This is a genomic window from Polaribacter vadi, assembly GCF_001761365.1.
Lineage (GTDB): Bacteria > Bacteroidota > Bacteroidia > Flavobacteriales > Flavobacteriaceae > Polaribacter > Polaribacter vadi.
The window spans coordinates 3,116,718-3,139,454 of record NZ_CP017477.1; the positions used below are offsets into that span (position 1 = coordinate 3,116,718).

Annotated in this window: 23 protein-coding genes and 1 pseudogene; 5 read left to right on the top strand and 19 right to left on the bottom strand. The window is 28.7% G+C overall.

Features of this window, described 5'->3' with window-relative positions; translation table 11 throughout:
* Positions 1-217 precede the first annotated feature (217 nt).
* Together dnaG and LPB03_RS16905 are read left to right on the top strand one after the other, a co-directional pair.
* Positions 218-2,272 carry a DNA primase gene (dnaG, locus tag LPB03_RS13475; RefSeq protein ID WP_065320174.1) on the top strand — a complete coding sequence of 685 codons (2,055 nt, stop codon included), beginning with the start codon at positions 218-220 and terminating at the stop codon, positions 2,270-2,272.
* Between the two features lie 172 nt (positions 2,273-2,444).
* On the top strand, positions 2,445-2,576 hold the full coding sequence (locus LPB03_RS16905; RefSeq protein ID WP_262502088.1) for a hypothetical protein: 132 nt from the start codon (positions 2,445-2,447) through the stop codon (positions 2,574-2,576).
* Positions 2,577-3,122: 546 nt separating this feature from the next.
* Here LPB03_RS16905 and nadE read toward each other — a convergent pair.
* Positions 3,123-3,911 carry an NAD(+) synthase gene (gene nadE, locus LPB03_RS13485; protein ID WP_065320176.1) on the bottom strand — a complete coding sequence of 263 codons (789 nt, stop codon included), beginning with the start codon at positions 3,909-3,911 and terminating at the stop codon, positions 3,123-3,125.
* A gap of 59 nt (positions 3,912-3,970) precedes the next feature.
* On the opposite strand from nadE, the gene gldB reads away from it, so the two are divergent.
* Positions 3,971-4,930, top strand: coding sequence for a gliding motility lipoprotein GldB (gene gldB / locus LPB03_RS13490; protein ID WP_065320177.1), 960 nt, complete (start codon positions 3,971-3,973; stop codon positions 4,928-4,930).
* The gene (gene gldC / locus LPB03_RS13495) at positions 4,930-5,265 is read left to right on the top strand and encodes a gliding motility protein GldC (RefSeq protein ID WP_065320178.1); all 336 of its coding nucleotides are present in this window, start codon (positions 4,930-4,932) and stop codon (positions 5,263-5,265) included. Before gldB ends, gldC begins: the two co-directional genes overlap by 1 nt.
* A gap of 4 nt (positions 5,266-5,269) precedes the next feature.
* On the opposite strand, the gene folK is transcribed toward gldC, so the two are convergent.
* Positions 5,270-6,394, bottom strand: coding sequence for a 2-amino-4-hydroxy-6-hydroxymethyldihydropteridine diphosphokinase (gene folK / locus LPB03_RS13500; RefSeq protein ID WP_065320179.1), 1,125 nt, complete (start codon positions 6,392-6,394; stop codon positions 5,270-5,272).
* A gap of 190 nt (positions 6,395-6,584) precedes the next feature.
* On the opposite strand from folK, the pseudogene LPB03_RS16860 reads away from it, so the two are divergent.
* Positions 6,585-6,829 (top strand): annotated as a pseudogene (locus tag LPB03_RS16860) (IS110 family transposase); the annotation flags it as partial.
* Positions 6,830-6,869: 40 nt separating this feature from the next.
* Here the strand turns inward: LPB03_RS16860 and LPB03_RS16675 are convergent.
* From LPB03_RS16675 to LPB03_RS13585, 17 genes are all read right to left on the bottom strand, one after another.
* A complete protein-coding gene (locus LPB03_RS16675) occupies positions 6,870-7,211 on the bottom strand; it encodes a hypothetical protein (RefSeq protein ID WP_139058998.1) in 342 nt (113 codons plus the stop codon).
* 320 nt (positions 7,212-7,531) lie between these two features.
* On the bottom strand, positions 7,532-8,446 hold the full coding sequence (locus LPB03_RS13510) for an IS3 family transposase (protein WP_139058919.1): 915 nt from the start codon (positions 8,444-8,446) through the stop codon (positions 7,532-7,534).
* Complete coding sequence (locus LPB03_RS13515) at positions 8,365-8,886, bottom strand: helix-turn-helix domain-containing protein (RefSeq protein WP_065317941.1); 522 nt, start codon at positions 8,884-8,886, stop codon at positions 8,365-8,367. Before LPB03_RS13515 ends, LPB03_RS13510 begins: the two co-directional genes overlap by 82 nt.
* Before the next feature lie 112 nt (positions 8,887-8,998).
* Positions 8,999-9,637 (bottom strand): hypothetical protein, encoded by a 639-nt coding sequence (locus LPB03_RS13520; protein ID WP_065317943.1) that lies wholly within the window; start codon positions 9,635-9,637, stop codon positions 8,999-9,001.
* A gap of 154 nt (positions 9,638-9,791) precedes the next feature.
* A complete protein-coding gene (locus tag LPB03_RS13525; protein ID WP_065317944.1) occupies positions 9,792-10,157 on the bottom strand; it encodes a hypothetical protein in 366 nt (121 codons plus the stop codon).
* Between the two features lie 391 nt (positions 10,158-10,548).
* Positions 10,549-10,953: a hypothetical protein gene (locus LPB03_RS13530; RefSeq protein WP_065317945.1), complete on the bottom strand. Its 405-nt coding sequence runs from the start codon at positions 10,951-10,953 to the stop codon at positions 10,549-10,551.
* Positions 10,954-11,633: 680 nt separating this feature from the next.
* Positions 11,634-12,728 carry a DUF4238 domain-containing protein gene (locus tag LPB03_RS13535; RefSeq protein ID WP_065317946.1) on the bottom strand — a complete coding sequence of 365 codons (1,095 nt, stop codon included), beginning with the start codon at positions 12,726-12,728 and terminating at the stop codon, positions 11,634-11,636.
* A gap of 166 nt (positions 12,729-12,894) precedes the next feature.
* Positions 12,895-13,632, bottom strand: a complete 738-nt coding sequence (locus LPB03_RS13540) for a hypothetical protein (RefSeq protein ID WP_139058920.1) — start codon at positions 13,630-13,632, stop codon at positions 12,895-12,897.
* A 184-nt stretch (positions 13,633-13,816) separates the two neighbouring features.
* Positions 13,817-14,230, bottom strand: a complete 414-nt coding sequence (locus tag LPB03_RS13545) for a hypothetical protein (RefSeq protein ID WP_157579364.1) — start codon at positions 14,228-14,230, stop codon at positions 13,817-13,819.
* Between the two features lie 917 nt (positions 14,231-15,147).
* Positions 15,148-15,978: a DUF2971 domain-containing protein gene (locus LPB03_RS13550; protein WP_065318105.1), complete on the bottom strand. Its 831-nt coding sequence runs from the start codon at positions 15,976-15,978 to the stop codon at positions 15,148-15,150.
* Positions 15,979-16,184: 206 nt separating this feature from the next.
* Positions 16,185-16,487 (bottom strand): contact-dependent growth inhibition system immunity protein, encoded by a 303-nt coding sequence (locus tag LPB03_RS13555; RefSeq protein ID WP_065318104.1) that lies wholly within the window; start codon positions 16,485-16,487, stop codon positions 16,185-16,187.
* A gap of 1 nt (position 16,488) precedes the next feature.
* Positions 16,489-16,914 carry a hypothetical protein gene (locus LPB03_RS13560; protein WP_065318103.1) on the bottom strand — a complete coding sequence of 142 codons (426 nt, stop codon included), beginning with the start codon at positions 16,912-16,914 and terminating at the stop codon, positions 16,489-16,491.
* A gap of 150 nt (positions 16,915-17,064) precedes the next feature.
* Positions 17,065-17,634 carry a hypothetical protein gene (locus LPB03_RS13565; RefSeq protein WP_070239025.1) on the bottom strand — a complete coding sequence of 190 codons (570 nt, stop codon included), beginning with the start codon at positions 17,632-17,634 and terminating at the stop codon, positions 17,065-17,067.
* 712 nt (positions 17,635-18,346) lie between these two features.
* Complete coding sequence (locus LPB03_RS13570) at positions 18,347-19,306, bottom strand: hypothetical protein (RefSeq protein WP_139058926.1); 960 nt, start codon at positions 19,304-19,306, stop codon at positions 18,347-18,349.
* 158 nt (positions 19,307-19,464) lie between these two features.
* Positions 19,465-19,971: a toxin-antitoxin system YwqK family antitoxin gene (locus LPB03_RS13575; RefSeq protein WP_139058925.1), complete on the bottom strand. Its 507-nt coding sequence runs from the start codon at positions 19,969-19,971 to the stop codon at positions 19,465-19,467.
* A gap of 1,334 nt (positions 19,972-21,305) precedes the next feature.
* Entirely contained in the window at positions 21,306-21,836 is a 531-nt protein-coding gene (locus tag LPB03_RS13580) for a hypothetical protein (RefSeq protein ID WP_065317939.1), read from the bottom strand.
* Positions 21,829-22,386, bottom strand: a complete 558-nt coding sequence (locus LPB03_RS13585) for a hypothetical protein (RefSeq protein WP_065317940.1) — start codon at positions 22,384-22,386, stop codon at positions 21,829-21,831. The genes LPB03_RS13580 and LPB03_RS13585 overlap by 8 nt, the downstream gene beginning before the upstream one ends.
* Between the last annotated feature and the right edge of the window lie 351 nt (positions 22,387-22,737).

Below are 22,737 nucleotides of genomic sequence, written 5' to 3' on the forward strand. Positions count from 1 at the left end.
GGGCGTTCCCTAAAGGTCAGGCTTTCACACTCGCTTTTTTTGTGAAAAACAAAAAAGAGCTCAAACAATTGCTCAATCCTTAACGCAAAAGGCAAACCCAAAAATAAAGTTATAAAATATATTTTTAGACCTCACAAGTTTTCAAAACCTGTGAGGTCTTTGTTTTTATAAGACGAACTTCTTACTATATTTGTATTCTTTAATAAATTAAATTTAAATGATATCTAGAAGTACCATAGACCGAGTTTTTGAATCTGCGAGAGTGGAAGAGGTAATAGGTGAATTTGTACAACTAAAAAAAGCAGGAAGTAATTTTAAAGGATTAAGTCCGTTTACGGACGAAAAATCACCTTCTTTTATGGTATCTCCAGTAAAACAAATCTGGAAAGATTTTTCAACAGGAAAAGGTGGGAACTCTGTTTCCTTTTTAATGGAACATGAACATTTTTCATATCCAGAAGCCTTAAAATGGCTGGCAAAAAAGTACAATATTGAGATTGAAGAAACTGAACAAACAGATGAGCAGAAAGCGCAACTAAATGAGCGCGAAAGTATGTATTTGGTTTCTAATTTTGCCAAAGATTATTTTCATAATTTAATGCTGAATACCAATCAAGGGAAAGCAATTGGATTAAGCTATTTTAAAGAACGTGGTTTTACAGACGAAACTATTCAAAAATTCGATTTAGGATATTGTTTAGATGAGTGGGATAATTTTACAAAAGCAGCTCTAGAAAAAGGCTATGATTTAAAATATTTAGCTTCTACAGGTTTATCAATTGTAAAAGAAAACAGGCAGTTTGATCGTTTTAAAGGACGTGTTATGTTTCCTATACATTCTATGTCTGGTAGGATTTTAGGTTTTGGTGGACGAATATTAAAGGTCGATAAAAAAGCTGCAAAATATTTAAATTCACCCGAAAGCGATATTTATCATAAGAGTAAGATTCTTTACGGAATTTATCAAGCTAAAAAAGAAATTGCAAAACAGGATAATTGTTTTTTAGTAGAAGGGTATACAGATGTTATTTCTTTTAATCAATCTGGAGTTGAGAATGTTGTTGCTTCTTCAGGAACTGCATTAACTTCAGATCAAATTAGATTAGTAAACAGATTAACAAAAAATATTACTGTTTTATTTGATGGAGATGCAGCAGGAATTAGAGCTTCCATTCGTGGAATCGATTTAATTTTAGAGCAAGGAATGAACGTAAAAGTGGTTCAGTTTCCTGATGGTGAAGATCCAGATAGTTTTGCAAAAGCACACTCAAAAACAGAGTTAAAAGAATTTCTAGAAACGGCTGCTCAAGATTTTATAAACTTTAAAGTGTCTTTATTATTAAAGGATTCTAATAACGATCCTATAAAAAAAGCAACTGTAATTAGAGAAATTGTTGCTAGTATTTCTAAAATTCCAGATTCTATTCAACGTGAAGTTTATGTGCAAGAATGTTCTAGAATTATGGAAATTTCAGAACGTGTTTTGTTTAGTGAATTAGCGCAAATTTTAAAGAAAGACGCTACACAAAAAAATAAAACAAGTTCTTATAATAATGCAAATAGCAATTCTAAACCTAGTTCGAATTCAAATCCAAATCCTAACGTAGATCCAAATGAACCACCTCCAGAATATTTTTATGAACAGGAGCAAGCAGCAATGGGATTGGTTAAAGGTGGGCAAGGATTACTTGCTAACAAAATAGATCAGCTTACTATTTTAGAACAAGAAATTATTAGAATTTTATTGTTGTATGGTAATGAAGAAGTAGATTTTACTGAGGAAATTACAAATGTTGATGATAATGGAAGGGAAAAAATTACCTTAAGAAAATATCAAAACACAGTTTCATCAGAAATTTATTTGCATTTGCAAGATGATGAAATTGAGTTTTCAAATACTATTTTTCAAGAAATTTATACGGATATTATTCATCAGTTAAACCAATCTCAAAAGTTAGAAATTGACAAACTAATTCACAGTAAAAACCCAAATATTGCAAATACAGTGACTTCTATTTTAATGGATGAAGAAAAGCATCAATTAAGTAATTGGGAGGCACAAAATATTTTTGTAACGCAAGCCATAGAGGTTTTAAGCAAAGCTGTTAATGATGCCGTTTTTAATTTACGTAGAATTTTAATTGGCAAAAAAATCGATGAGCTCATGAAAGAAGCAACAGAAGATGCTTCAATTGCAATTGATTTAGAGACGATTAAGAATTATACGAGTCTTAAAATTCGTCTTTTCGAAAAACTGAATAGAGTAGTATAATTAGTCTTAAAATTATCAAATTAAATGGAATATCAGTTGATTTCAGCAAACCCTATAATTTATTAATAAAAATATTGCTGTATCTATAAAAATATACCTGAATTGATTTTTATTTAAAATATATCTTACTATTTGACTATTTTTGCACTTGAAAAGGAATTAAAAAAAAATCATGGAAAAAGTACTTAAAATCTTAAAAATTGTTCATTTATTTATCAAGTTGCCATTTGATATCTCTAATGGTTATAAAAAAAGAGCTTCTCTAAAAATTAAAAAATTGATGATTTCAGCTAATTTATTATAGCTTCAAGCATCATATTTTAATTTTTGTATTAAAAAACCATATAAATAGTATTAATTTTTAATTAGGGTGTTTTTCCTATGTACTCAGAAAGAGGTGTTTATTTCTTTTTTTGTATATTTACAGTGCTAGAAAAAATAAAAAAAAGAATTATGAAAAGAGTCTTACAAATTTTAAAAATCATTCAATTATTTATTTTCTTGCCTTTCGAAATTTCAAAAGGATCTAAAAGAAGAGCATATATGAGAATAAAAAAATTGATGATTTCAGCTAATTTATTGTAAAGATTAGCAAACAAAAACTTAATCAAAATGCCTTAACAACTGTTGTTAAGGCATTTTTTTATTCCATTAAACTGGTAAAATTATAATTATTAAATGTGACATTTATTTAAAATAGCGTCTAATAAATAGACAACAACTTAAAATGACACAAATTTTAAATATCATAAAGATTATAGTTCTTTTTATACTATTGCCCATAGAAATTTATAGAAGCACTAAAAAAAAAGCGTACTTAAGAATAAAAAAATCGATGGTTGCTGCAAATTTATTGTAATTCGTCAGGAATTTCACAAACAGGAATGGGCACCATTTTATGTTGATTTATTCGATTTAATCTTGTATAAATTTTAAAAACTTCTAAATTTCGTCCAGAAAATTCATCAGCAGTTTTACCTTCATTTTGCTTTTTCATTGCCCATTCTAACTCATCATAAGAAGCGCCAATTTGGTCTTCATCTGTTCTGCTATCACCAAACAAACCATCTGTAGGAGCCGCTTTTTGAATCGAATTTGGAACCCCTAAATACGCAGCTAATTCGTACACTTCAGATTTCATTAAATCTGCAATTGGGCTTAAATCTACACCTCCATCACCATATTTTGTGTAAAAACCAACGCCAAAATCTTCAACTTTATTTCCTGTTCCTGCAACCAATAAACCATGGATGCCTGCCAAATAATATAAACTCGTCATTCTTAAACGAGCTCTTGTGTTTGCTAAAGATAAGTCAACTTTTGCTGTATCTTCAACAACAGGAACTTCACTTTTAAAATTTTCAAAAGTGGCAGTTAAATCAACTCTAACTTCGCTCACATTTTCAAAACGGTTTTTTAGTTGTTTAATATGCTCTTTAGCTCTAGATACTTGGCTTGCTGCTTGATGAATTGGCATTTCTACACACAACGTTTTTAAACCTGTTTTTGCGCATAAAGTAGAGGTTAAGGCAGAATCAATTCCACCAGAAACACCTACAACAAAACCATTTACATTGGCTTTTGTTGCATATTCTTTTAACCAATTTATAATATATTCAGATACTTTTTCGGTGTTCATTTATAAACTATTTTAGTATTTTTATCGTTCTTAAACTGAGTTACTAAGATACAAATATTATGAGATTTCCTTTTGCTGTATTAATTGTTTTATGTCTAATTTTTTCTTGTTCTGATAAAAATAAACCTAAAATTGATGTTTCCAAAATAAATGTCGATTTTTCTATCAACAGATATGATGTAGATTTTTACAATGCAAACAAACAAACCTTGCCATCTGTAAAGCTAAAATATCCATATTTGTTTCCAGAAGTATTTACAGACAGTTTATCATTTGCAAAAATTAATGATCCTGAAGAGCAAGAATTATTTGCTGAATCACAAAAAATATATCAAGATTTTTCGAAGGAAGAAGAACAATTAACGTCACTTTTTAAACATGTAAAATATTACAATCCAAAGTTTAAAGAACCCAATGTAGTAACGATATTAAGTAATATCGATTATGAGAGTAGAGTTATTTATGCTGATAGTTTATTGCTAATTTCGTTGGATGTTTATCTTGAAAAAAATCATCCTTTTTATGGAGATTATCCAGCCTATATTAAAGAAAATAATACACAAGAACATATTATTGTAGATGTTGCAAATGCTATTATAGAAAAACAATTGTACTCAAATACGAACAGAAATTTTATTTCAAAAATAATATTCGAAGGGAAAAAGATGTATTTGTTAGATGCGTATTTACCAGAAGTTTCTGAAAGGCAAAAAATAGGATATTCAGAAGATAAATTAAACTGGGCAAAAGCAAATGAAGAAGAAGTTTGGATGTATTTTATAGACCGAAAAATTTTATTTAGTACAGATACAAAGTTGAATCAAAGATTTATAGAAATTGCACCTTTTTCTAAATTTTATATGAATCAAGATGATCTTTCTCCAGGAAGAATTGGAGTTTGGATGGGTTGGCAAATTGTGAATTCTTTCATGAAACATAATGATGTATCTTTGCAAGAATTATTAAAAATGGAAGAAGAGGAAATCTTCAAAAAATCTAAATACAAACCGAAAAAGTAATGTCAGTAAAGCATAATTCAGAAGTAAAATTTAAAATTGGTTTAGACGAAAATAAAGTTCCAGAAGAAATTTCTTGGAGTGCAATTGATGGTGGAATTAATCAAGAACCCTCTAAAGCAGTGATGATTTCTGTTTGGGATCACAAGAAAAAAGATACCTTACGTATGGATTTGTGGACCAAAGATATGCCTGTAGATGAAATGAAACAGTTTTATCATCAAACCTTAGTTTCTATGGCAGAATCTTTTGAGAGAGCTACAGATGATGCAAAAATGGGAGCAACAATGAAAGATTTTTGTGATTATTTTGCAGAAAAATTAGAACTTAAAAAATAAATTTTTACGCCTTTTTTATTTGATTAATAACATCTTCATAATCCTCTGGATTGTGAACAAAATCAATTTCTGAAACATCAATAATTAAGGCGTTCAAGTTTTGCTGTGTGCTTATAAAACTTTTATAACCATCGTGAATTTTTTGCAAATAATCTGGTTGAATATTTTGCTCATAATCTCTACCACGATTTTTAATATTCTCTAAAAGACGATCTGTGTTTTGATACAAATACACATATAAATCGGGTTTTGTAATTTCTTTATACATTAAATCGAACATTTTCCTGTACAATTTATATTCTTCTTTCTGCAATGTAATTTGAGCAAAAATTAACGATTTAAAAATATAATAATCAGAAACCACAAAGTTTTTAAACAAATCTAATTGAGCTAAATCATCAGACAATTGTTGATAACGATCTGCCAGAAAACTCATTTCTAAAGGAAATGCATAACGCTCTTTATCTTCGTAAAATTTTGGTAAAAAAGGATTGTCTGCAAAACGTTCTAAAATCAATTTTGCATTAAACTCTTCTGAAACTAAATTTGCTAACGATGTTTTTCCTGCACCAATATTCCCTTCAATAGCAATATAATTATACTTTTCAGTTATAGGAATTGGTCTTTTTAGTTTTTCATTCACCAAAGAAATTTCTGAAGCATCAGTACAATTTAGCAAACAAACAGCCAATTCTTTTTTTTCTATGGGATGAATTACAGCACTTGCAATTTCAGCCAAAGGAACTAATACAAACTTACGCTCCAACATTTTTGAATGTGGCACAATTAAATTTTTAGAAAAGATAACTTGATCTTCAATAAGTAAAATATCAATATCAATATTTCTATCAGCATATGCTTTAGTATCTTTTCTTTGTCTACCTAATGCTTTTTCAATATGTAAAAGGAGTTGCATTAATTTTTCTGGTGGATGAATGGTCGTTACTTTAATACAAATATTAAAGAAATCATCGCTATCAAAACCCCAAGAAGCCGTTTTGTAAACAGAAGACACTTTTAAAATAGAACCAACTTTATCAGCAATTAAATCAATTGCATTTTGTAGGTTTTCCAATTTATTGCCTTGGTTTGTACCTAATGATAAATATGTAGTTCTTTGAATATTCAATTAAGATGTCGATTAGAAAACCTTAAAACTGTTGAAGTTTGTAAAGTTTATTTTATGGATTACAAAGAAACAAAAAAGCATAAAAAAATCGCCAACTTATAGTAACGATTTTAGTATCATTTTTAAAATATATTTTGGTTTGCGTATTGAGTAATTATTAAAATTATTTCGGGATGTCTATTTTTATATACGCCCAAGAATTAGTGAAATAGGAAAACAAAAACTAATGAACCTACTATTTATGTGCTGTTTTAAGGCTTGTTAATATAACAAAGCTTGCAAAGCAATTTATGATCGAATTGTTGCCAAAGGAAAGAGTAAAAAAAACTGGTATTAAAAGCAGTATGTAATAAGCTACTAAAACAAGTTTTTACAATTGCTAAATCAGGATTAATCTATGATAATAACTATAAAAGTATTTTAGTGAAAAATTAATGAGTTTTTACTTGTTTTTTACCACAGTACTTTGTTGGGCTTAGTACTTATGTTCAATGTTAATTATTGTATTTATTAATTCTATTATGAAAACTGTAGACTGATTTTTTAATTTTTTTATATGTTCTATGTCATCGTTAATGCTCCTAAATTCAGGTATACCTAAAGAATAATCGGTAAAATTAAATCCACCTCTGTGCTTTAATCCGTTTACAGAATTCTTTATAATCTCTACTTCATCATAACCTTGCATGTTTTTCAATTCTAATGAATACTTTTTTTCAATAATACTAATTGAATTAGTTCTAGTACGTTTTAAATTTTTGTTGTCAAAAAATTCGCCATAGGGAGACGAAGCAATTAATAACCAGTGTTCTATCATAGCATTTAATTCATAGAGTATAGATCGGCGAAAGTATTGGAATGATCCAATTACTTTATCCATTTCACTGAAAGGCTCGTTTTTATCAATCAATGATTTCTTTTGTATCAAGTTTTGAAAATATAAATGCGAATTTTGAAAATAGAATTCAATAGTGTCTATTTCGAATTGAAGTAAAATGTTTGCTTTTTTATGCACATTCTTTCGTATTAAGCCCAACGTTGTTGTATATGGTTTGTTGCGTGTTTCAAGCACCTAATTTAGCAAATACAAACCAAATAGAAAATGAAGTGCACCCAAAAGTTTAGACAAATTTATAATTAATTTTGATAATAATGATTTCGATATTCAGTCGGACTCATCCCATTTAAATTTCCTTTAATTCTCTCGTTATTGTAATATTTTATATATTCTTTAATATCCTTTTTTAATTGAGATATTGAGTTGTATTTATTTAGATAAAACAACTCAGATTTCAGAATACCAAAGAAGTTTTCTATCACAGCATTGTCTAAACAATTTCCTTTTCGAGACATACTCTGAGTAATGCCTTTCTCTTTTAATAATCTTTGATACTGTCTCATTTGATATTGCCATCCCTGATCTGAATGTAATATTAAATTTGTTTGATCAGGTATCTTTTTAAAAGACTTTTTCAACATTATAGCTACTTGTTTAAAATCAGGTTTTTCAGATAATTGATAACTTATTATTTCCCTATTAAATAGATCAATTATTGGAGATAAATATAATTTATTTCCTAAGATTTTAAACTCAGTAATATCGGTAGCCCACTTTTTATTTGGTCTAATAGCTTTAAAATTGCGTTGTAATATATTAGGAGCTGTTTCTCCTATATGTCCTTTATAAGACTTGTATCTTTTAGCTCTGACTAAACTTTTCAACCCTAATTCACGCATTAACTTGAGTACTGTTTTATGATTTATTAAAGTGTCTCTTTTATTGATTTCTAAAGTGATTCTTCTATAGCCCAATCTTCCTTTGTGATGATGGTATATTTGATGAATCAACAGTTTTGTCTCTTTATATTTATCAACTAAAAGACTTCTTTTTTGATGATAATAATAACTACTTCTTGCCATGTTTGTATGATATAATAAAATATCTAAATCATACTTATGCCTTAATTCTGTTATGGCTTCTGCTTTTTGTTTTGCTCTTGTTGAATTAAGGCCTGTAACTTTTTTAGCAAGTCTAGTTCTGCACGTAATGATTCATTTTCTAATAAAAGTTGCTCTTCTCTTGTTAAAGGTTTATTAGACTTCTTTTTAGCTCTTTTAAATTGCATAGATTTTGGTTTACCTCTAGGTTTATGGTTTAAGCCTATAATACCCTCTTTTTTATAATTACGTTGCCATTTCATAATTACAGATTTGGTAGGAATATTAAACTCTAAACACGCTTGACTGAAAGATAATGAATCCTTGTCAATAGCTTCTAAAACTTTAATTTTAAAAGGTATGCTGTAAACTTTAGTTTCTCTAGGTAATAAGGCCTTTTTACCATATTTTTCATAAAATCGAATCCAATCATGCAGGGTAGTATGATGACAACCTTGTAGCTTAGAAACATCTTCAACTGTTTGGTGATTATTTAAAACTTGCTTTACACAGCGAAGTTTAAATTCGTAAGTATACTTGACTTTTCTCCCCATAAAAATACCCTCAAATAGTGTCTAACTTTTTGGGGGCAGTTCAAAATCCGCGAGGATTTTCGTAAGTAGGCTAGAACTAGCAATAAATTATATACGGTGTTAGCAGCTGAACTTATACTAATAATTCTAAATCCGTTTTAAAAGAATTAAAATCAGTCCAGCCTAATATTTTGATTATCTCAAATGCCATATCTCGTTTGGTATAATCGGAAAAAATTTCGTTAATATCATTTTTTAAAAGCTCAAAACAATTATCAATTTTATTATTTCTAAATTTCCCCTTTTTTATTGCTTCGTCAATATGAGCAGATTGATTTCTTGATTGTATAATAATTTCACTCAAACATTGATTTCCTATTTTTCTACCACAAGGCCATTTTTTCGGGTTTCCGTAAACAATAGATAATCCTTTCTTTGCGTGTTCTAATAAATTTCCGCATAAAGAAATAATTGAAAATTCGTGAGCAGTTAATCGTTGCTGTAAATCAGTCAGTTTTTCATTCTTGTGATAAACATCTTTGTCTGCACCAAAGTAATTATCCCAATACATTCCAACTCCAAGCATAACATCATCTGGGTCTTCAGCGTAATTTTGTAAAGCAATAGCTCTCTGATATTCGTTTTCTACTATTTTTGCTTCTTGTTCAATTTCAGTTTTTAATTTTTCAGCTCGTTTGTTATCTGTCCAGATAGCCTCCAAAACATTTGAAGCTGCAAATTCGATTTCATTAATATAATCTGATAAAGTCATTTTCTTGGTTTTGCTGCTAACGTTGTTGTATAAGCTTTGTTGCGTTGTTTAAGCAGTGAATTTAGTAAATAAAACACGAACGGCGAAATTCCGGAGGAATTTCCTAAGTGAGCCAAAACCAGCAATAAAGTTTATACGGTGTTGGCAACTGGCTTTAATTTTTCCAATGTTCAATTTTATACTTTTTCACTAAAGAATCTTTTGTCAATTCAATTTTTAGAATTTTTGTCTCAATTGGGTCAATATTCCAACCATAATTTTCCATAATTCTATAAGCGACTGTGTTATCTTTTAAATTTGCATAATTTTCAGGTTCTCCAATTAATTCAGTTAGTTGTGAATATTTCATTCCTTTTGTTAAATGATTCTTCAAAAGGTCTTTTACCATATTCTTACGATTTTCATAAAAACCATCTGTTTGATCATTCCATTTTTGCTTATTAAATTCCGTTTCTTTAATTCCGCAATTTGTTGACAGAAATAGAATTCCAACAGCTACTATTTTGATTATTTTTTTCAATTACTTTAAAATTCGTTTTTTATAAATTAAAATTCCGATGAAAGAAATTCCGCAAATAATAGCTAAAATGTGAAATTTTTTAATCGCTTTGCACAAGTCAATTCCAGATGTAAGTGAAATACAGTTATTCAATTCGTTTGTTTCGTATTTTAGACTAACTTTTGAATTAAAAGCCATAAATTCAAATAATGGAATTCCAATGAAGAGTAAAGTCAAGATTATAATGTAAATTCTTCTCTTCAATTATTTTCGATTTTTGCTTGTTGCCAACGGTCTCGTATAACCGTCAGTTACGGGTTAATATGCGTTAATTTTCGGTTAAGCACTGGCGTTAGCAATTCCGAGTGGATTCGGACGTAGTCGAATCCGCCGTAATTGCGGTTATATATTGTTACCTGCTGGCTTTTTTTAATTCAATACCTCTCACTTTTTTCATTTTTCCATTCTTTTTTAATTCATAACCATAAACGATTAATTTTTTGCTCCGAATTTTGACCATCATCCAATTCTTTCGGTTTCCAATTTCAGTCAGAATGTAAAATCCGCCATCCTTTTTTATTTTTCCTTTATGGACTATTTGTTCAATTTGATTTTCATTATTTTTAAAATCCGACTTATAACCGATTAAATCCGTTTGTGTATATGTGGAATCCGATGTTATTTCTATTACAACAGTTCCATAATCCGATTTAGGTCCTTTCACTTCTCCGCTCCACGAATAAGTTCCGTTCAAATTTTGTCCAAATGCAAATACTTGAGAAAACATCAGAACTATTATGTAAGTTAAATTTGGCATTTTTTTCAGCTTGCAGGTAACTAGTACCTATATGAAAAGTAGCGTTTTTAAAGCTATGATTTTATAGATATTCTATTGGTTCTTAAAAATACTTAAATTTTTTAAATAATAACTCAAGCAGCTATTTTTTATATGGGCTGTTGTGTTTAGTATTTTCCATAATCCATCATATGAATAGTTTCGAGGATCATCTAAAAGATATCATCACTGACAGGTCTAGCAAATAGATGAAAATACGGAGTCTCGAAGACGCTACAATAGAACGCTTTTCAATTCACTTTTTTACTCTAATATGTTTTATATGCGTTTTATATGGAACGTCTTAGAGTGAAAGAATATTCAAGTTAAAGGCCAGATAATTAACAGAATACTTGACTTTCTCGTTTTTTTTAACTATCTTCAAACTGTAAAACGTTTCAATGTTTTGAGAGTGAACTCTCAACGATTTCAATCGTACAGTTTGATTTTCAAAAATCCTAAGTCAAAACCTTTAAAATTCTGCACTATAAACGCTTGAAAATTCGACAAAGTGTATTGAAAATTCCAAAAGTCTATCGATATTAAATACAACGGTCTTGTATAAGAATAGTGCGGTTTTGTGTGCGAGGATTTTCCGAAGGAAAATCAGACGTAACAAAATTGCACGAACTCTTGATTAAGCACTAAACTACGCATTATTTTTATACGTTGTTGGGCATAGTTTTTTTTCTTTCGTATTCTCTTACTTCAATTACTTTTGGTCTTAATTGAACAATTTTGTCATCCAATTTCAGGCGTTGAGATTTAGAATGCATATTTACTTTCTGTAATGATAAATTAATTTTTAAATCTGTTATTCCGAGAAATATTAATTCTTCATTTTCTTTATCACTTTTTTCAGGTGTATAGACCTCTTTATAGCTTTCATTCGGTTTTTGATATTTACTAGCTGAATTGGCAATATATTCAGCATATTCTTTTGTAGTTTTATGATTAAAGAAAATGTTATTAGTTGAATTTAAATACTGTAATATGTTCAGCTGGTCTATGCTTTTTACATCATTAATTTCGACAATTTTTTCTTTTCTATTTCCAGCTTTGTAAATGTTTTCGTCATAGAAAAACAATAAATATTCGGCATTTAATGGAATCATCCATTGTGCTCCTAATGAGCCAAAACCATTGTGACTTCCGTGTCGCCATTTTCTCTTTTCTAAAAATTGGTTGTATTTCACAAGAGGATTGTCTGATGTTATAAATGGTTTTTCAGATGAGTTTCTGATTAATTTATATTGTAAGTCCATACAATGCGAAATTAATCTTCTGGATTTTATTATCATTCTTTGAAAACTCACGTCCTGCTTTTCAGAATCTTCAATCTGTTTGATAATATCCGAATTTTTATCAGCTCCTTTAGAAAGTAAATGTTCTTTAATTAATTTAGTACTATTTTGAAAATGAGTTTTTCTATTAGGATTTCTCAAATCCAAAAGAATTAAAAAGAACAGCATATCAACTTGGTCTGTTGACATATATTTTGGTAGAACTTGCTCATTTTTTATCTTTGAAAAGATAGGTGCTACTATTGATTCAATTTCTCCAAGCCAATCTTCTATTAATCCATCTTTTCCATAGAAAAATTTTTTCGATGCTTGAGTTTTTAGTTTAGAATCTCGTTTAAAATATTTGCTTTTTTTATTAAAAACTCCGATTTGGTTTTGATTGTCTTGATAAGAAAAATATCTTAAAAGAAATTTTGGAATGTAATGTTGATTTTTCTTCTCTGTATTCTCCAATCTCGTAGTTTTTCTCAAATTATGCCCAACGTTGAGTGTATGGTGTCGTAAGGGATTGCGGGCTTCAAATTTATCAAGTTACCACCCAAAGTTGATGCGGGTGTTGCCGCTCGAAAACCTCTGAAACCCTTATGCACTATACACATTGTTATGGGGCGTATTTTGTTCATTTATGTATTTGAATAGAACTTTGAGTTAAAAGTGTCTCAAATTTTAAATCTTTGTCGTTAGGGTTTTTGATGAAAACTATTTTAGGCATTTGAGATTCTAGTTCAATAAAATCAAGTACACCATTTTTAATGACAATTGAAAATAGTTCACTGTATGAACTATTTGCTGGTAGATTTTTTCCTAAAAGTAAGCTTATAGCATAATTAGGTTTTAAGTCTTCAATTGATTCAAGTCTTGATATATTCCTATCATTAGCCAACAGCCATTTTCCTTCACAATCTTTTAAGGTTATGACCGTAATGTATGAAGTGATTGAACTATCTCCATAAGTCCCCATACAAATAGAAGCATGATTTTGTCCTTTATATACAAAGTACAATGTGTAATAAATATCTAGAAAAAGATTCTCTCTAAATTCTTTTTTATTTCTGTTTTCCAAAGTTCTTTCACTAGGAAAACCATCATAATAATCATCTGATATTAATGCATGGCCGACTTCATATGTAGTGAAGGAAGTAAACAACTGAATCGCTTTCTCTGGTGTTTCTATTTGTTCGGGTGTAAACTTTTTTATATCTAAAATTTCTAGCTCCAATACTGGCTGATAGAAGTCTACAGAATCAATAGTTATATTAATATCTTTGGATAGAATAGCTTGTAAAGGTTTATCCAGTTGAGCAACAATATTTACTGAAATCAAAAGAGTTGCAAATAGTTGTATTATCCTTTTCATATTTTTTCTTTAGTATTCCTTCTGTGAGTTTTATTTATGCCCCATAACGTGTTTGTGTAGGAAAAGTTGCGTTGTTTAAGCAATAAAGTTAGTAAATAAAACACGAACCAAGAAAATCCGTGAGGATTTTCGTAAGTAGGCTTTTACTAGCAATTTTTTTTACACGGTGTTGTAAGCAGTTTTTTTAAATCATTCTTGTCAAGTAAATTAAAAAAAATATTCCAATACTTAAAAGCCAAGATTGCTTATTTATATTATTCATAATTCTTATTGGTTTTAATGAAAGAAAAACGATAAAAGTTAAACTCAAAATAAGTCCAATTCCACTATAGATTTGGATCCAATATTCTGACCCAATTACTGTCACAGTTACATCTCGAATTCCATAAATTGTTATTGGAATTAAAATCAAAGCTGTTATAATCCAACTAATATAGCTTAAATTCCAGCCAATTTTTTTCTTCAAGACAATTAAAATTCCAGATGTAATAAATAAAATTCCTATTATGAAGGGAAACCGATTACTATTATGTAAAAGCAAATCAATCAAAGAAATATCATATTTTGGAAATCCACTTTGTTCAGATAGTTTTTCCATATGGGAAATTTGACTTTGCGTAAATTCAAAAATTTTATAAATAATAATCAAACCAAAAATTAGATTAATTATTCCAAGTATTTTATATGTTTTATTCCAGGTTTTGTTCATTCATTCTCGACAAAAGTCAAATTTTATTATTTATATTCAGTTAATTATGGTTTTTCAAGTTTTAGAATCTTTTTTCTTTTGTTAGTTCGAAAAATTAATCGGATTCTGATTTTAATTGCTTACAACTAGTACCTATATGAAAAGTAGCGTTTTTAAAGCTATGATTTTATAGATATTCTATTGGTTCTTAAAAATACTTAAATTTTTTAAATAATAACTCAAGCAGCTATTTTTTATATGGGCTGTTGTGTTTAGTATTTTCCATAATCCATCATATGAATAGTTTCGAGGATCATCTAAAAGATATCATCACTGACAGGTCTAGCAAATAGATGAAAATACGGAGTCTCGAAGACGCTACAATAGAACGCTTTTCAATTCACTTTTTTACTCTAATATGTTTTATATGCGTTTTATATGGAACGTCTTAGAGTGAAAGAATATTCAAGTTAAAGGCCAGATAATTAACAGAATACTTGACTTTCTCGTTTTTTTTAACTATCTTCAAACTGTAAAACGTTTCAATGTTTTGAGAGTGAACTCTCAACGATTTCAATCGTACAGTTTGATTTTCAAAAATCCTAAGTCAAAACCTTTAAAATTCTGCACTATAAACGCTTGAAAATTCGACAAAGTGTATTGAAAATTCCAAAAGTCTATCGATATTAAATACAACGTGTTGTGTATGGTTAGTTGCGTTGGCAGGAACTAAGTTACTAAAAGAAAACGAACCAGAGGAAAATCCGTAGGATTTTCCGAGTACACACAGACTAGCAATTGATTATACACGTTGTTGTACGCAGTATTTATTTTCTTTTTTTTCTATTCATATTGAATTTCGTGTCGCTTATTTTGCTTTCATATAATTCTATATTATTTTCAATGCAAAATTGGTTTATTTTCTCATAGTCATTTTTCGAAATATTTGCACCAGTAACTATTTCTTTTATTATTTTATGTGGGACTCTAAATAGAAAAATGTCAAAAGGTTCATTTTTTATTCGCTTATCCGATTTATCTAATGAAGCTAAAACTCTTTCTTCTTCTTCATATTTCCAATCTAATGATTTCGTTAGAAGCACGTTCGGATTAATTTTCACTCCTCTTTCAATTGGTATTTTAATTCTGTTTTCATCGTAAATGACTGGTTGAAAAATATAGTTTGGGTCAATTGATTTAGAATCTCGCATAAAAAAATCTGCTGTTCTGTCAAATCCAACACAAAAACCTTTATGAGAATTAGTATAGTGTGACCACATAAGAGTGCTATTCCATCTGCGAGATAAAGAGAAAATTCCAAGTTTAGAATTAATGTTAATATTCGAGTCTTTATAAAAATCTTTTCTTAAATTTTTAGGACTGTCCTTTTTTATATCAGTTATAATAGTTTTATATTTCCTTATTAATTTGTTTTTATAATCTATTCGCTCACTTTTAGATAGTTTCATTTTCTTTAAACTATCAATTTCCATTTTTGAAACTTTATTAATAATTTCTATTGTTTCTTCAACTGTCGGATAAACAGGAAGACATTCAAAAGGGTCATTTAAATCTCCAGGTTGCGTAAATCTCAATAATTCATTTTCTAAATATGTTATTCTTTCAGAAGGTAGATATTTATAAATGATGTTCGACATAAAGTTGGTGTGGTTATATTGCGTACAACGTGTTTTTGTATGGTTTGTTGCGGATTTAAGCACTAAAGTTAATGAATAAAACACGAACCAAGAAAATCCGCGAGGATTTTCGTAAGTAAGCAATTTGCAAGCAATAAATTATACAAGGTGTTGGCAACTGGCTTTTATTCTTTTTTCAATTCGTTCAAGTTCTTTTTCTACTAATTCTATTTTAATTTTCTCTTTATTTTTTTCCAAAATTCAGTTGGTATTTTTAAAACAGAATCTAATAAATCTCCTTCATATAAATTCCCTTCTGCTAATATATTCAGCTCAAGTTTTTTTAATGCAATTCCAATTAAAAACTCAATTCCGATTTTTTGGGAAATCATAAGTCTAATTTGTTCAACTGTCAATTCAGAAAGTTTGATTTTTCTATATTCAAAGCATTTCTCAATTAAATTAGTTGGAAATTCAGATTCTTTTTTCCAATAATTCTTTTCTAATTGTTCGATTGATTTTTCTAACATTTTAATTCATTTTTTGATATTTTCTAAATATTAGAAAAATAGAATTTAAAGATGAAATTAAAAATGGAATACTTGTCCAAAAAGCTATTTCGTAAACAGAATTATGACTCCAATTTCCAGATGATAGAAAATAGACTGAAGTCCACAAAAGTAAAATTCCAGCAATTTCAAGTATTCGTTTATAGAATTCAGGTTTTAGAAAAATACTTATAATTAAAAATACTTTTCCAATTAGTGAGATAAATCCAATTGACATAATTTTATCGTTGAATTCTCCACTCAAAGTAAATCCATAATCGTCAATTAAATTTGGAATACTTGCGATATCTATAATTCCCATTATTCCAATTCCGTGACCAACTCCAAGAATTATAAATGAATGCAGAATTATTGTAATTATTATAGATTTCGTTTTAATTTTTTTCAAGGTTATTATTTTTCAACGTGCTGATTTTTGCTTGTTGCCAACGGTCTTGTGTATGGAAAGTTGCGGTTTTGTATGCGAGGATTTTCCGCAGGAAAATCAGACGTAACAAAAATGCAACTACCTTTGTTTAAGCACTAATTTAGCAATTTTTTATACACGTTGTTGTAACACGTTTTTTATTCCGCTAAATATTTCATTCAGTTCTATTTCTCTTTTTTCAATTCCGTCCATTTTGTCAATCTTTTGTCCGAATATTTTATTCCAAAAACCTCTTTTTGTAAAGTTATATGAATAGTTAAAGTTCGAGTCAGATTCCGCAATATATAGTTTGGATTTCAGGATTTTGTTATTTTTCACGAATTGAACTTCTTTTCCTTTTAATCCGCTTTTGAGTATTGAGAGAATTCCGTTTCTATTTCGCTCATTAAATTCCAATGCAGGATTTCCATATTCAGCAGGTTCGTTAAATTGGTATTGATAAAAATATTCTCCTTCTACATATTTGTTATAACCAGGAACAGTCGGATTGAAAATATGCAAATAGATAAGTAAATTTTCTTTTAAATATCCAAATCGAATTTCAGTCAAAGAATTTTTGTCAGTCGATTTAAATGTCTCAATTTCCGCTTCTCCTTTGAATTCAGTTATTGGATTTTCAAATTGTCCACTGTCAATTAAAATTTGGTTAATAAACTCTTTCCAATCTTTAAATTCCTGCATTTTATTGATTTGGTCAAATGTGTTACAACTAGTACCTATATGAAAAGTAGCGTTTTTAAAGCTATGATTTTATAGATATTCTATTGGTTCTTAAAAATACTTAAATTTTTTAAATAATAACTCAAGCAGCTATTTTTTATATGGGCTGTTGTGTTTAGTATTTTCCATAATCCATCATATGAATAGTTTCGAGGATCATCTAAAAGATATCATCACTGACAGGTCTAGCAAATAGATGAAAATACGGAGTCTCGAAGACGCTACAATAGAACGCTTTTCAATTCACTTTTTTACTCTAATATGTTTTATATGCGTTTTATATGGAACGTCTTAGAGTGAAAGAATATTCAAGTTAAAGGCCAGATAATTAACAGAATACTTGACTTTCTCGTTTTTTTTAACTATCTTCAAACTGTAAAACGTTTCAATGTTTTGAGAGTGAACTCTCAACGATTTCAATCGTACAGTTTGATTTTCAAAAATCCTAAGTCAAAACCTTTAAAATTCTGCACTATAAACGCTTGAAAATTCGACAAAGTGTATTGAAAATTCCAAAAGTCTATCGATATTAAATACAACGGTTTTGTATATGATACGTTGCGTGTGTAAGCAACTAATTTAGCAAATAAAAACCGAATAGAATATTCCGAAGGAATATTCGTAAGTAGGCTAGAACTAGCAATGGATTATATACCTTGTTGCCACACGTTTTTTATTTCCAATAACTTATTTTTCTTGAATCAACATAAATTGGAATGAATTCCTTTGAATTATTAAAATGTTCTTTCATTGATACATTTTTCTTAATCCAATTCCCATTTTCATCAAATTCATAGTCAAATTTCAATTCACGATGTAATTTTGAATCTTCATATTCTTTTGAGTTGATTACATTGTAAAGTATGTCAAACTCTGTAACATTATTTAAATGCTTTTTTAAATCGGCTGATATTGTATAAGAAGTTTGTTTAGAAATTCGTCCGTTTTTCCATTCAGTTTCGCTTATCATTTCAACCCATTCTGTCTTATGTGAAGACTCAATTAAATTGTCGTTGTCGTCATACTTGTTGCGAATAGTTATTGCTGATTTGTCATTTCCTTTTTCTTTTTGAGTTGCAAGTACAAGTTTATTATTATCATTAAAGGTTTGTTCGCTGTTTACTACAGTCGTATCATTTCCTTTAACAGAAATTCGTTTTATTTGATAATCATTTTTTCCATAATAAAAAGTTGTTTTATGGTCAATTGTATCATTAACGAAAACACTCAATTCACTCGTGTTTTTGATAGTATCATATTTCGAAATTTGAACAATATTCGATTCGTTTAATTTGTTAATAGAAACACTTTTTATGAACTCTTGGTTTTTGTTATAATCAATAACATTGGTTTGTGTAATTTCTCCATAATTATCGAAGTATTCTACTTTTTTCAATTCCCCAAAATCGGTATATTCTTCTATTTTGTTCAGAATAGGTTTATCCTCATTTTCTGTGTTCTGAAAAGTTGTTTTGTAATATTCAATTTTTTTAACTTTTCCATACAGATTGTTTCCTTGTAAAGCGTTTTTCGAATCTGAATAAATTGGCTGTAAATCAGTTCTCAATTCCGTTTTATTTTGGCAATTAAATAAAATAATTGACAGTAAAGTCAGTAAGTGAATTTTTCTCAATGTTCTTATTTTCAAATGTGTGGCAACGTTAGGTGTATGGTTAGTTGCGTGGTTAAGCAACTAATTTAGTAAACAAAAACGAACGCGAGAAAATTCCGAAGGAATTTTCCAAATAAGCACTTGCCAAAGCAATTAATTATACACGGTGTTGGCAATAGTTATTTTATTTTCTTTCCGTTTCGATATTCCTTTTTGGTTTCAGTTCCGTCGTCATTCAGGCAATATTCCGTTCCGTTTTTCTTTCCGTTAATAAATTCACATCGATAAGTCATTTTCTCTCCGTTTTCTCCATAACCCAACTGAAGTCCGTGTTTCTTTTTTCCTAAATATTGACAACTATAAATCAAATTCCCATTTTCAAATTGTTCTACAAGAATTTTGATTCCATCGTCATTATAGGTTATAGTTTCATAAATTTCACCATTTAAACGGTACTTAATTTCTTTTGAAAGAACTAATGGTCTATTCGGATTATAAATCGTTTTATTGGAAACTCTTATTTCTTTTCCATTATAATATAAATTACTCGACAGAATAATACCATTTTTATATTCCTCTTCATAAACTAAATGTCCATTTGTTCGTTTGCTTTGAGCAATTCCAGAATAGAGTTCGTCAGTTGCGTTTTTATAAACCAAATTATTCTCAATGTAAACTTCTTTCATTCCGATTATTTCTTGGGAAATAAGTTCGTTGAAAGTAAAAAACATTAATAAAATCAATAGGTTTCTCATTTGGTTTTAATTATTGCCAACTAGTACCTATATGAAAAGTAGCGTTTTTAAAGCTATGATTTTATAGATATTCTATTGGTTCTTAAAAATACTTAAATTTTTTAAATAATAACTCAAGCAGCTATTTTTTATATGGGCTGTTGTGTTTAGTATTTTCCATAATCCATCATATGAATAGTTTCGAGGATCATCTAAAAGATATCATCACTGACAGGTCTAGCAAATAGATGAAAATACGGAGTCTCGAAGACGCTACAATAGAACGCTTTTCAATTCACTTTTTTACTCTAATATGTTTTATATGCGTTTTATATGGAACGTCTTAGAGTGAAAGAATATTCAAGTTAAAGGCCAGATAATTAACAGAATACTTGACTTTCTCGTTTTTTTTAACTATCTTCAAACTGTAAAACGTTTCAATGTTTTGAGAGTGAACTCTCAACGATTTCAATCGTACAGTTTGATTTTCAAAAATCCTAAGTCAAAACCTTTAAAATTCTGCACTATAAACGCTTGAAAATTCGACAAAGTGTATTGAAAATTCCAAAAGTCTATCGATATTAAATACAACTAGTACCTATATGAAAAGTAGCGTTTTTAAAGCTATGATTTTATAGATATTCTATTGGTTCTTAAAAATACTTAAATTTTTTAAATAATAACTCAAGCAGCTATTTTTTATATGGGCTGTTGTGTTTAGTATTTTCCATAATCCATCATATGAATAGTTTCGAGGATCATCTAAAAGATATCATCACTGACAGGTCTAGCAAATAGATGAAAATACGGAGTCTCGAAGACGCTACAATAGAACGCTTTTCAATTCACTTTTTTACTCTAATATGTTTTATATGCGTTTTATATGGAACGTCTTAGAGTGAAAGAATATTCAAGTTAAAGGCCAGATAATTAACAGAATACTTGACTTTCTCGTTTTTTTTAACTATCTTCAAACTGTAAAACGTTTCAATGTTTTGAGAGTGAACTCTCAACGATTTCAATCGTACAGTTTGATTTTCAAAAATCCTAAGTCAAAACCTTTAAAATTCTGCACTATAAACGCTTGAAAATTCGACAAAGTGTATTGAAAATTCCAAAAGTCTATCGATATTAAATACAACGGTCTCGTATAAGATTAGTTGCGTGGTTTAAACAACTAATTTAGCAAATAAAAACCGAATAGAAAATCCGCGAGGATTTTCGTAAGTAAGCTGGAAGCAAGCAATTAATTTTGTACGGTGTTGGCAACTGGCTTTTTTCAAATGCTACCAATCGTCTTTTTTTTCAGTAATTGTAAATTTTTCAGAAAAGTGTTGATTCAAAAAGCCTAAACCTCTGATGATAATTTTTTTGTTTTTTATTTGTTCTTTACGAACAACAACATCACTAAACTCAACAAAACCTAGTTGCATTCCATAATTTGCTTTTATTGATTTTACTGTTACTCGATATTTATTTTCTTTAAAGTCTATTAGGACTAAATAGTGTAAAGGATATTTTAATGGTATTAAGGTATTTCCCCAAGTTCCCCCATATTTTTTTGTGTTAACATTGTCTTCTCTTATTTCAAACGATAATCTATTTTCCACTTCTTGTAAATTGTCTGTTTTCAGATTACTTATTACAGTTTTTTTGAAATAGGTTAAAAGTTTATCATTTTCTTGATTGTAAACTTTATTCCATATTAAACTATTTTCAGTTACTTTAAAATTCAAAGTGTCTGTTATTTGACCTGATATGTTCCAACAAGATATAAGTCCAATTATAATTACAAAGTTTATTTTTAGTTTATTCATTTTTTTTCCAAATTAAATTTCCTTTTTCGTCTCTTTTAGGTTTTAAGCCCATTAAACAAACACAACCTTGTTTTCTTGTGCATTTTTCGTAAGGTATAGTTTTGTTCTCAATTGCTTGTTTTATTGTGATAGTCTTTTCAGATATTTTTTTGCTTTCTTCACAATCATTTGTACCAATAATAATAAATTCCATTTCTAAATTTGAATGAAGATTAGATTCTAAATCTAAATTCACTTTATTTTCGTTATATAATTTTTGAATTTCATTCGCTTTTTTTTGCTCAAACTTTCTTCTAAAATGAAGCATTTCAGAGTATATTCTGTCATTTCTTTTTAAAAGGTCAATATAATTTTCTGATTGTTTAGCATTTTCATTCAACAAGTGATTAAAAATAAACCATAAGTAGTCTTCAATAATTTCAGGTCTATCTTTTTTCCAAGTCTGAAAATATGAAACAATGTTGTACTTATTCATTCCAAATTCTTCAAAGAATTCCAAATAATTTTTAAACAACCAGTCTAAATCTTTTTTTTTCCTATTTCTAGCCATTTATAAATTGTGTTCACTCTTGCTTGTTGCCAACTAGTACCTATATGAAAAGTAGCGTTTTTAAAGCTATGATTTTATAGATATTCTATTGGTTCTTAAAAATACTTAAATTTTTTAAATAATAACTCAAGCAGCTATTTTTTATATGGGCTGTTGTGTTTAGTATTTTCCATAATCCATCATATGAATAGTTTCGAGGATCATCTAAAAGATATCATCACTGACAGGTCTAGCAAATAGATGAAAATACGGAGTCTCGAAGACGCTACAATAGAACGCTTTTCAATTCACTTTTTTACTCTAATATGTTTTATATGCGTTTTATATGGAACGTCTTAGAGTGAAAGAATA

Bases quoted from the DNA above. Each gene is read 5' to 3' on its own strand.
- LPB03_RS16905 (WP_262502088.1), top strand. From the start codon at position 2,445: ATGGAAAAAGTACTTAAAATCTTAAAAATTGTTCATTTATTTATCAAG.
- LPB03_RS13550 (WP_065318105.1), bottom strand. From the start codon at position 15,978: ATGTCGAACATCATTTATAAATATCTACCTTCTGAAAGAATAACATAT.
- nadE (WP_065320176.1), bottom strand. From the start codon at position 3,911: ATGAACACCGAAAAAGTATCTGAATATATTATAAATTGGTTAAAAGAA.
- LPB03_RS16675 (WP_139058998.1), bottom strand. From the start codon at position 7,211: ATGATAGAACACTGGTTATTAATTGCTTCGTCTCCCTATGGCGAATTT.
- dnaG (WP_065320174.1), top strand. From the start codon at position 218: ATGATATCTAGAAGTACCATAGACCGAGTTTTTGAATCTGCGAGAGTG.
- LPB03_RS13555 (WP_065318104.1), bottom strand. From the start codon at position 16,487: ATGTTAGAAAAATCAATCGAACAATTAGAAAAGAATTATTGGAAAAAA.
- LPB03_RS13540 (WP_139058920.1), bottom strand. From the start codon at position 13,632: ATGAAAAGGATAATACAACTATTTGCAACTCTTTTGATTTCAGTAAAT.
- LPB03_RS13545 (WP_157579364.1), bottom strand. From the start codon at position 14,230: ATGGAAAAACTATCTGAACAAAGTGGATTTCCAAAATATGATATTTCT.
- LPB03_RS13565 (WP_070239025.1), bottom strand. From the start codon at position 17,634: ATGCAGGAATTTAAAGATTGGAAAGAGTTTATTAACCAAATTTTAATT.
- gldB (WP_065320177.1), top strand. From the start codon at position 3,971: ATGAGATTTCCTTTTGCTGTATTAATTGTTTTATGTCTAATTTTTTCT.
- LPB03_RS13575 (WP_139058925.1), bottom strand. From the start codon at position 19,971: ATGAAAGAAGTTTACATTGAGAATAATTTGGTTTATAAAAACGCAACT.
- LPB03_RS13530 (WP_065317945.1), bottom strand. From the start codon at position 10,953: ATGCCAAATTTAACTTACATAATAGTTCTGATGTTTTCTCAAGTATTT.
- LPB03_RS13580 (WP_065317939.1), bottom strand. From the start codon at position 21,836: ATGAATAAACTAAAAATAAACTTTGTAATTATAATTGGACTTATATCT.
- LPB03_RS13585 (WP_065317940.1), bottom strand. From the start codon at position 22,386: ATGGCTAGAAATAGGAAAAAAAAAGATTTAGACTGGTTGTTTAAAAAT.
- LPB03_RS13520 (WP_065317943.1), bottom strand. From the start codon at position 9,637: ATGACTTTATCAGATTATATTAATGAAATCGAATTTGCAGCTTCAAAT.
- LPB03_RS13515 (WP_065317941.1), bottom strand. From the start codon at position 8,886: ATGGGGAGAAAAGTCAAGTATACTTACGAATTTAAACTTCGCTGTGTA.
- gldC (WP_065320178.1), top strand. From the start codon at position 4,930: ATGTCAGTAAAGCATAATTCAGAAGTAAAATTTAAAATTGGTTTAGAC.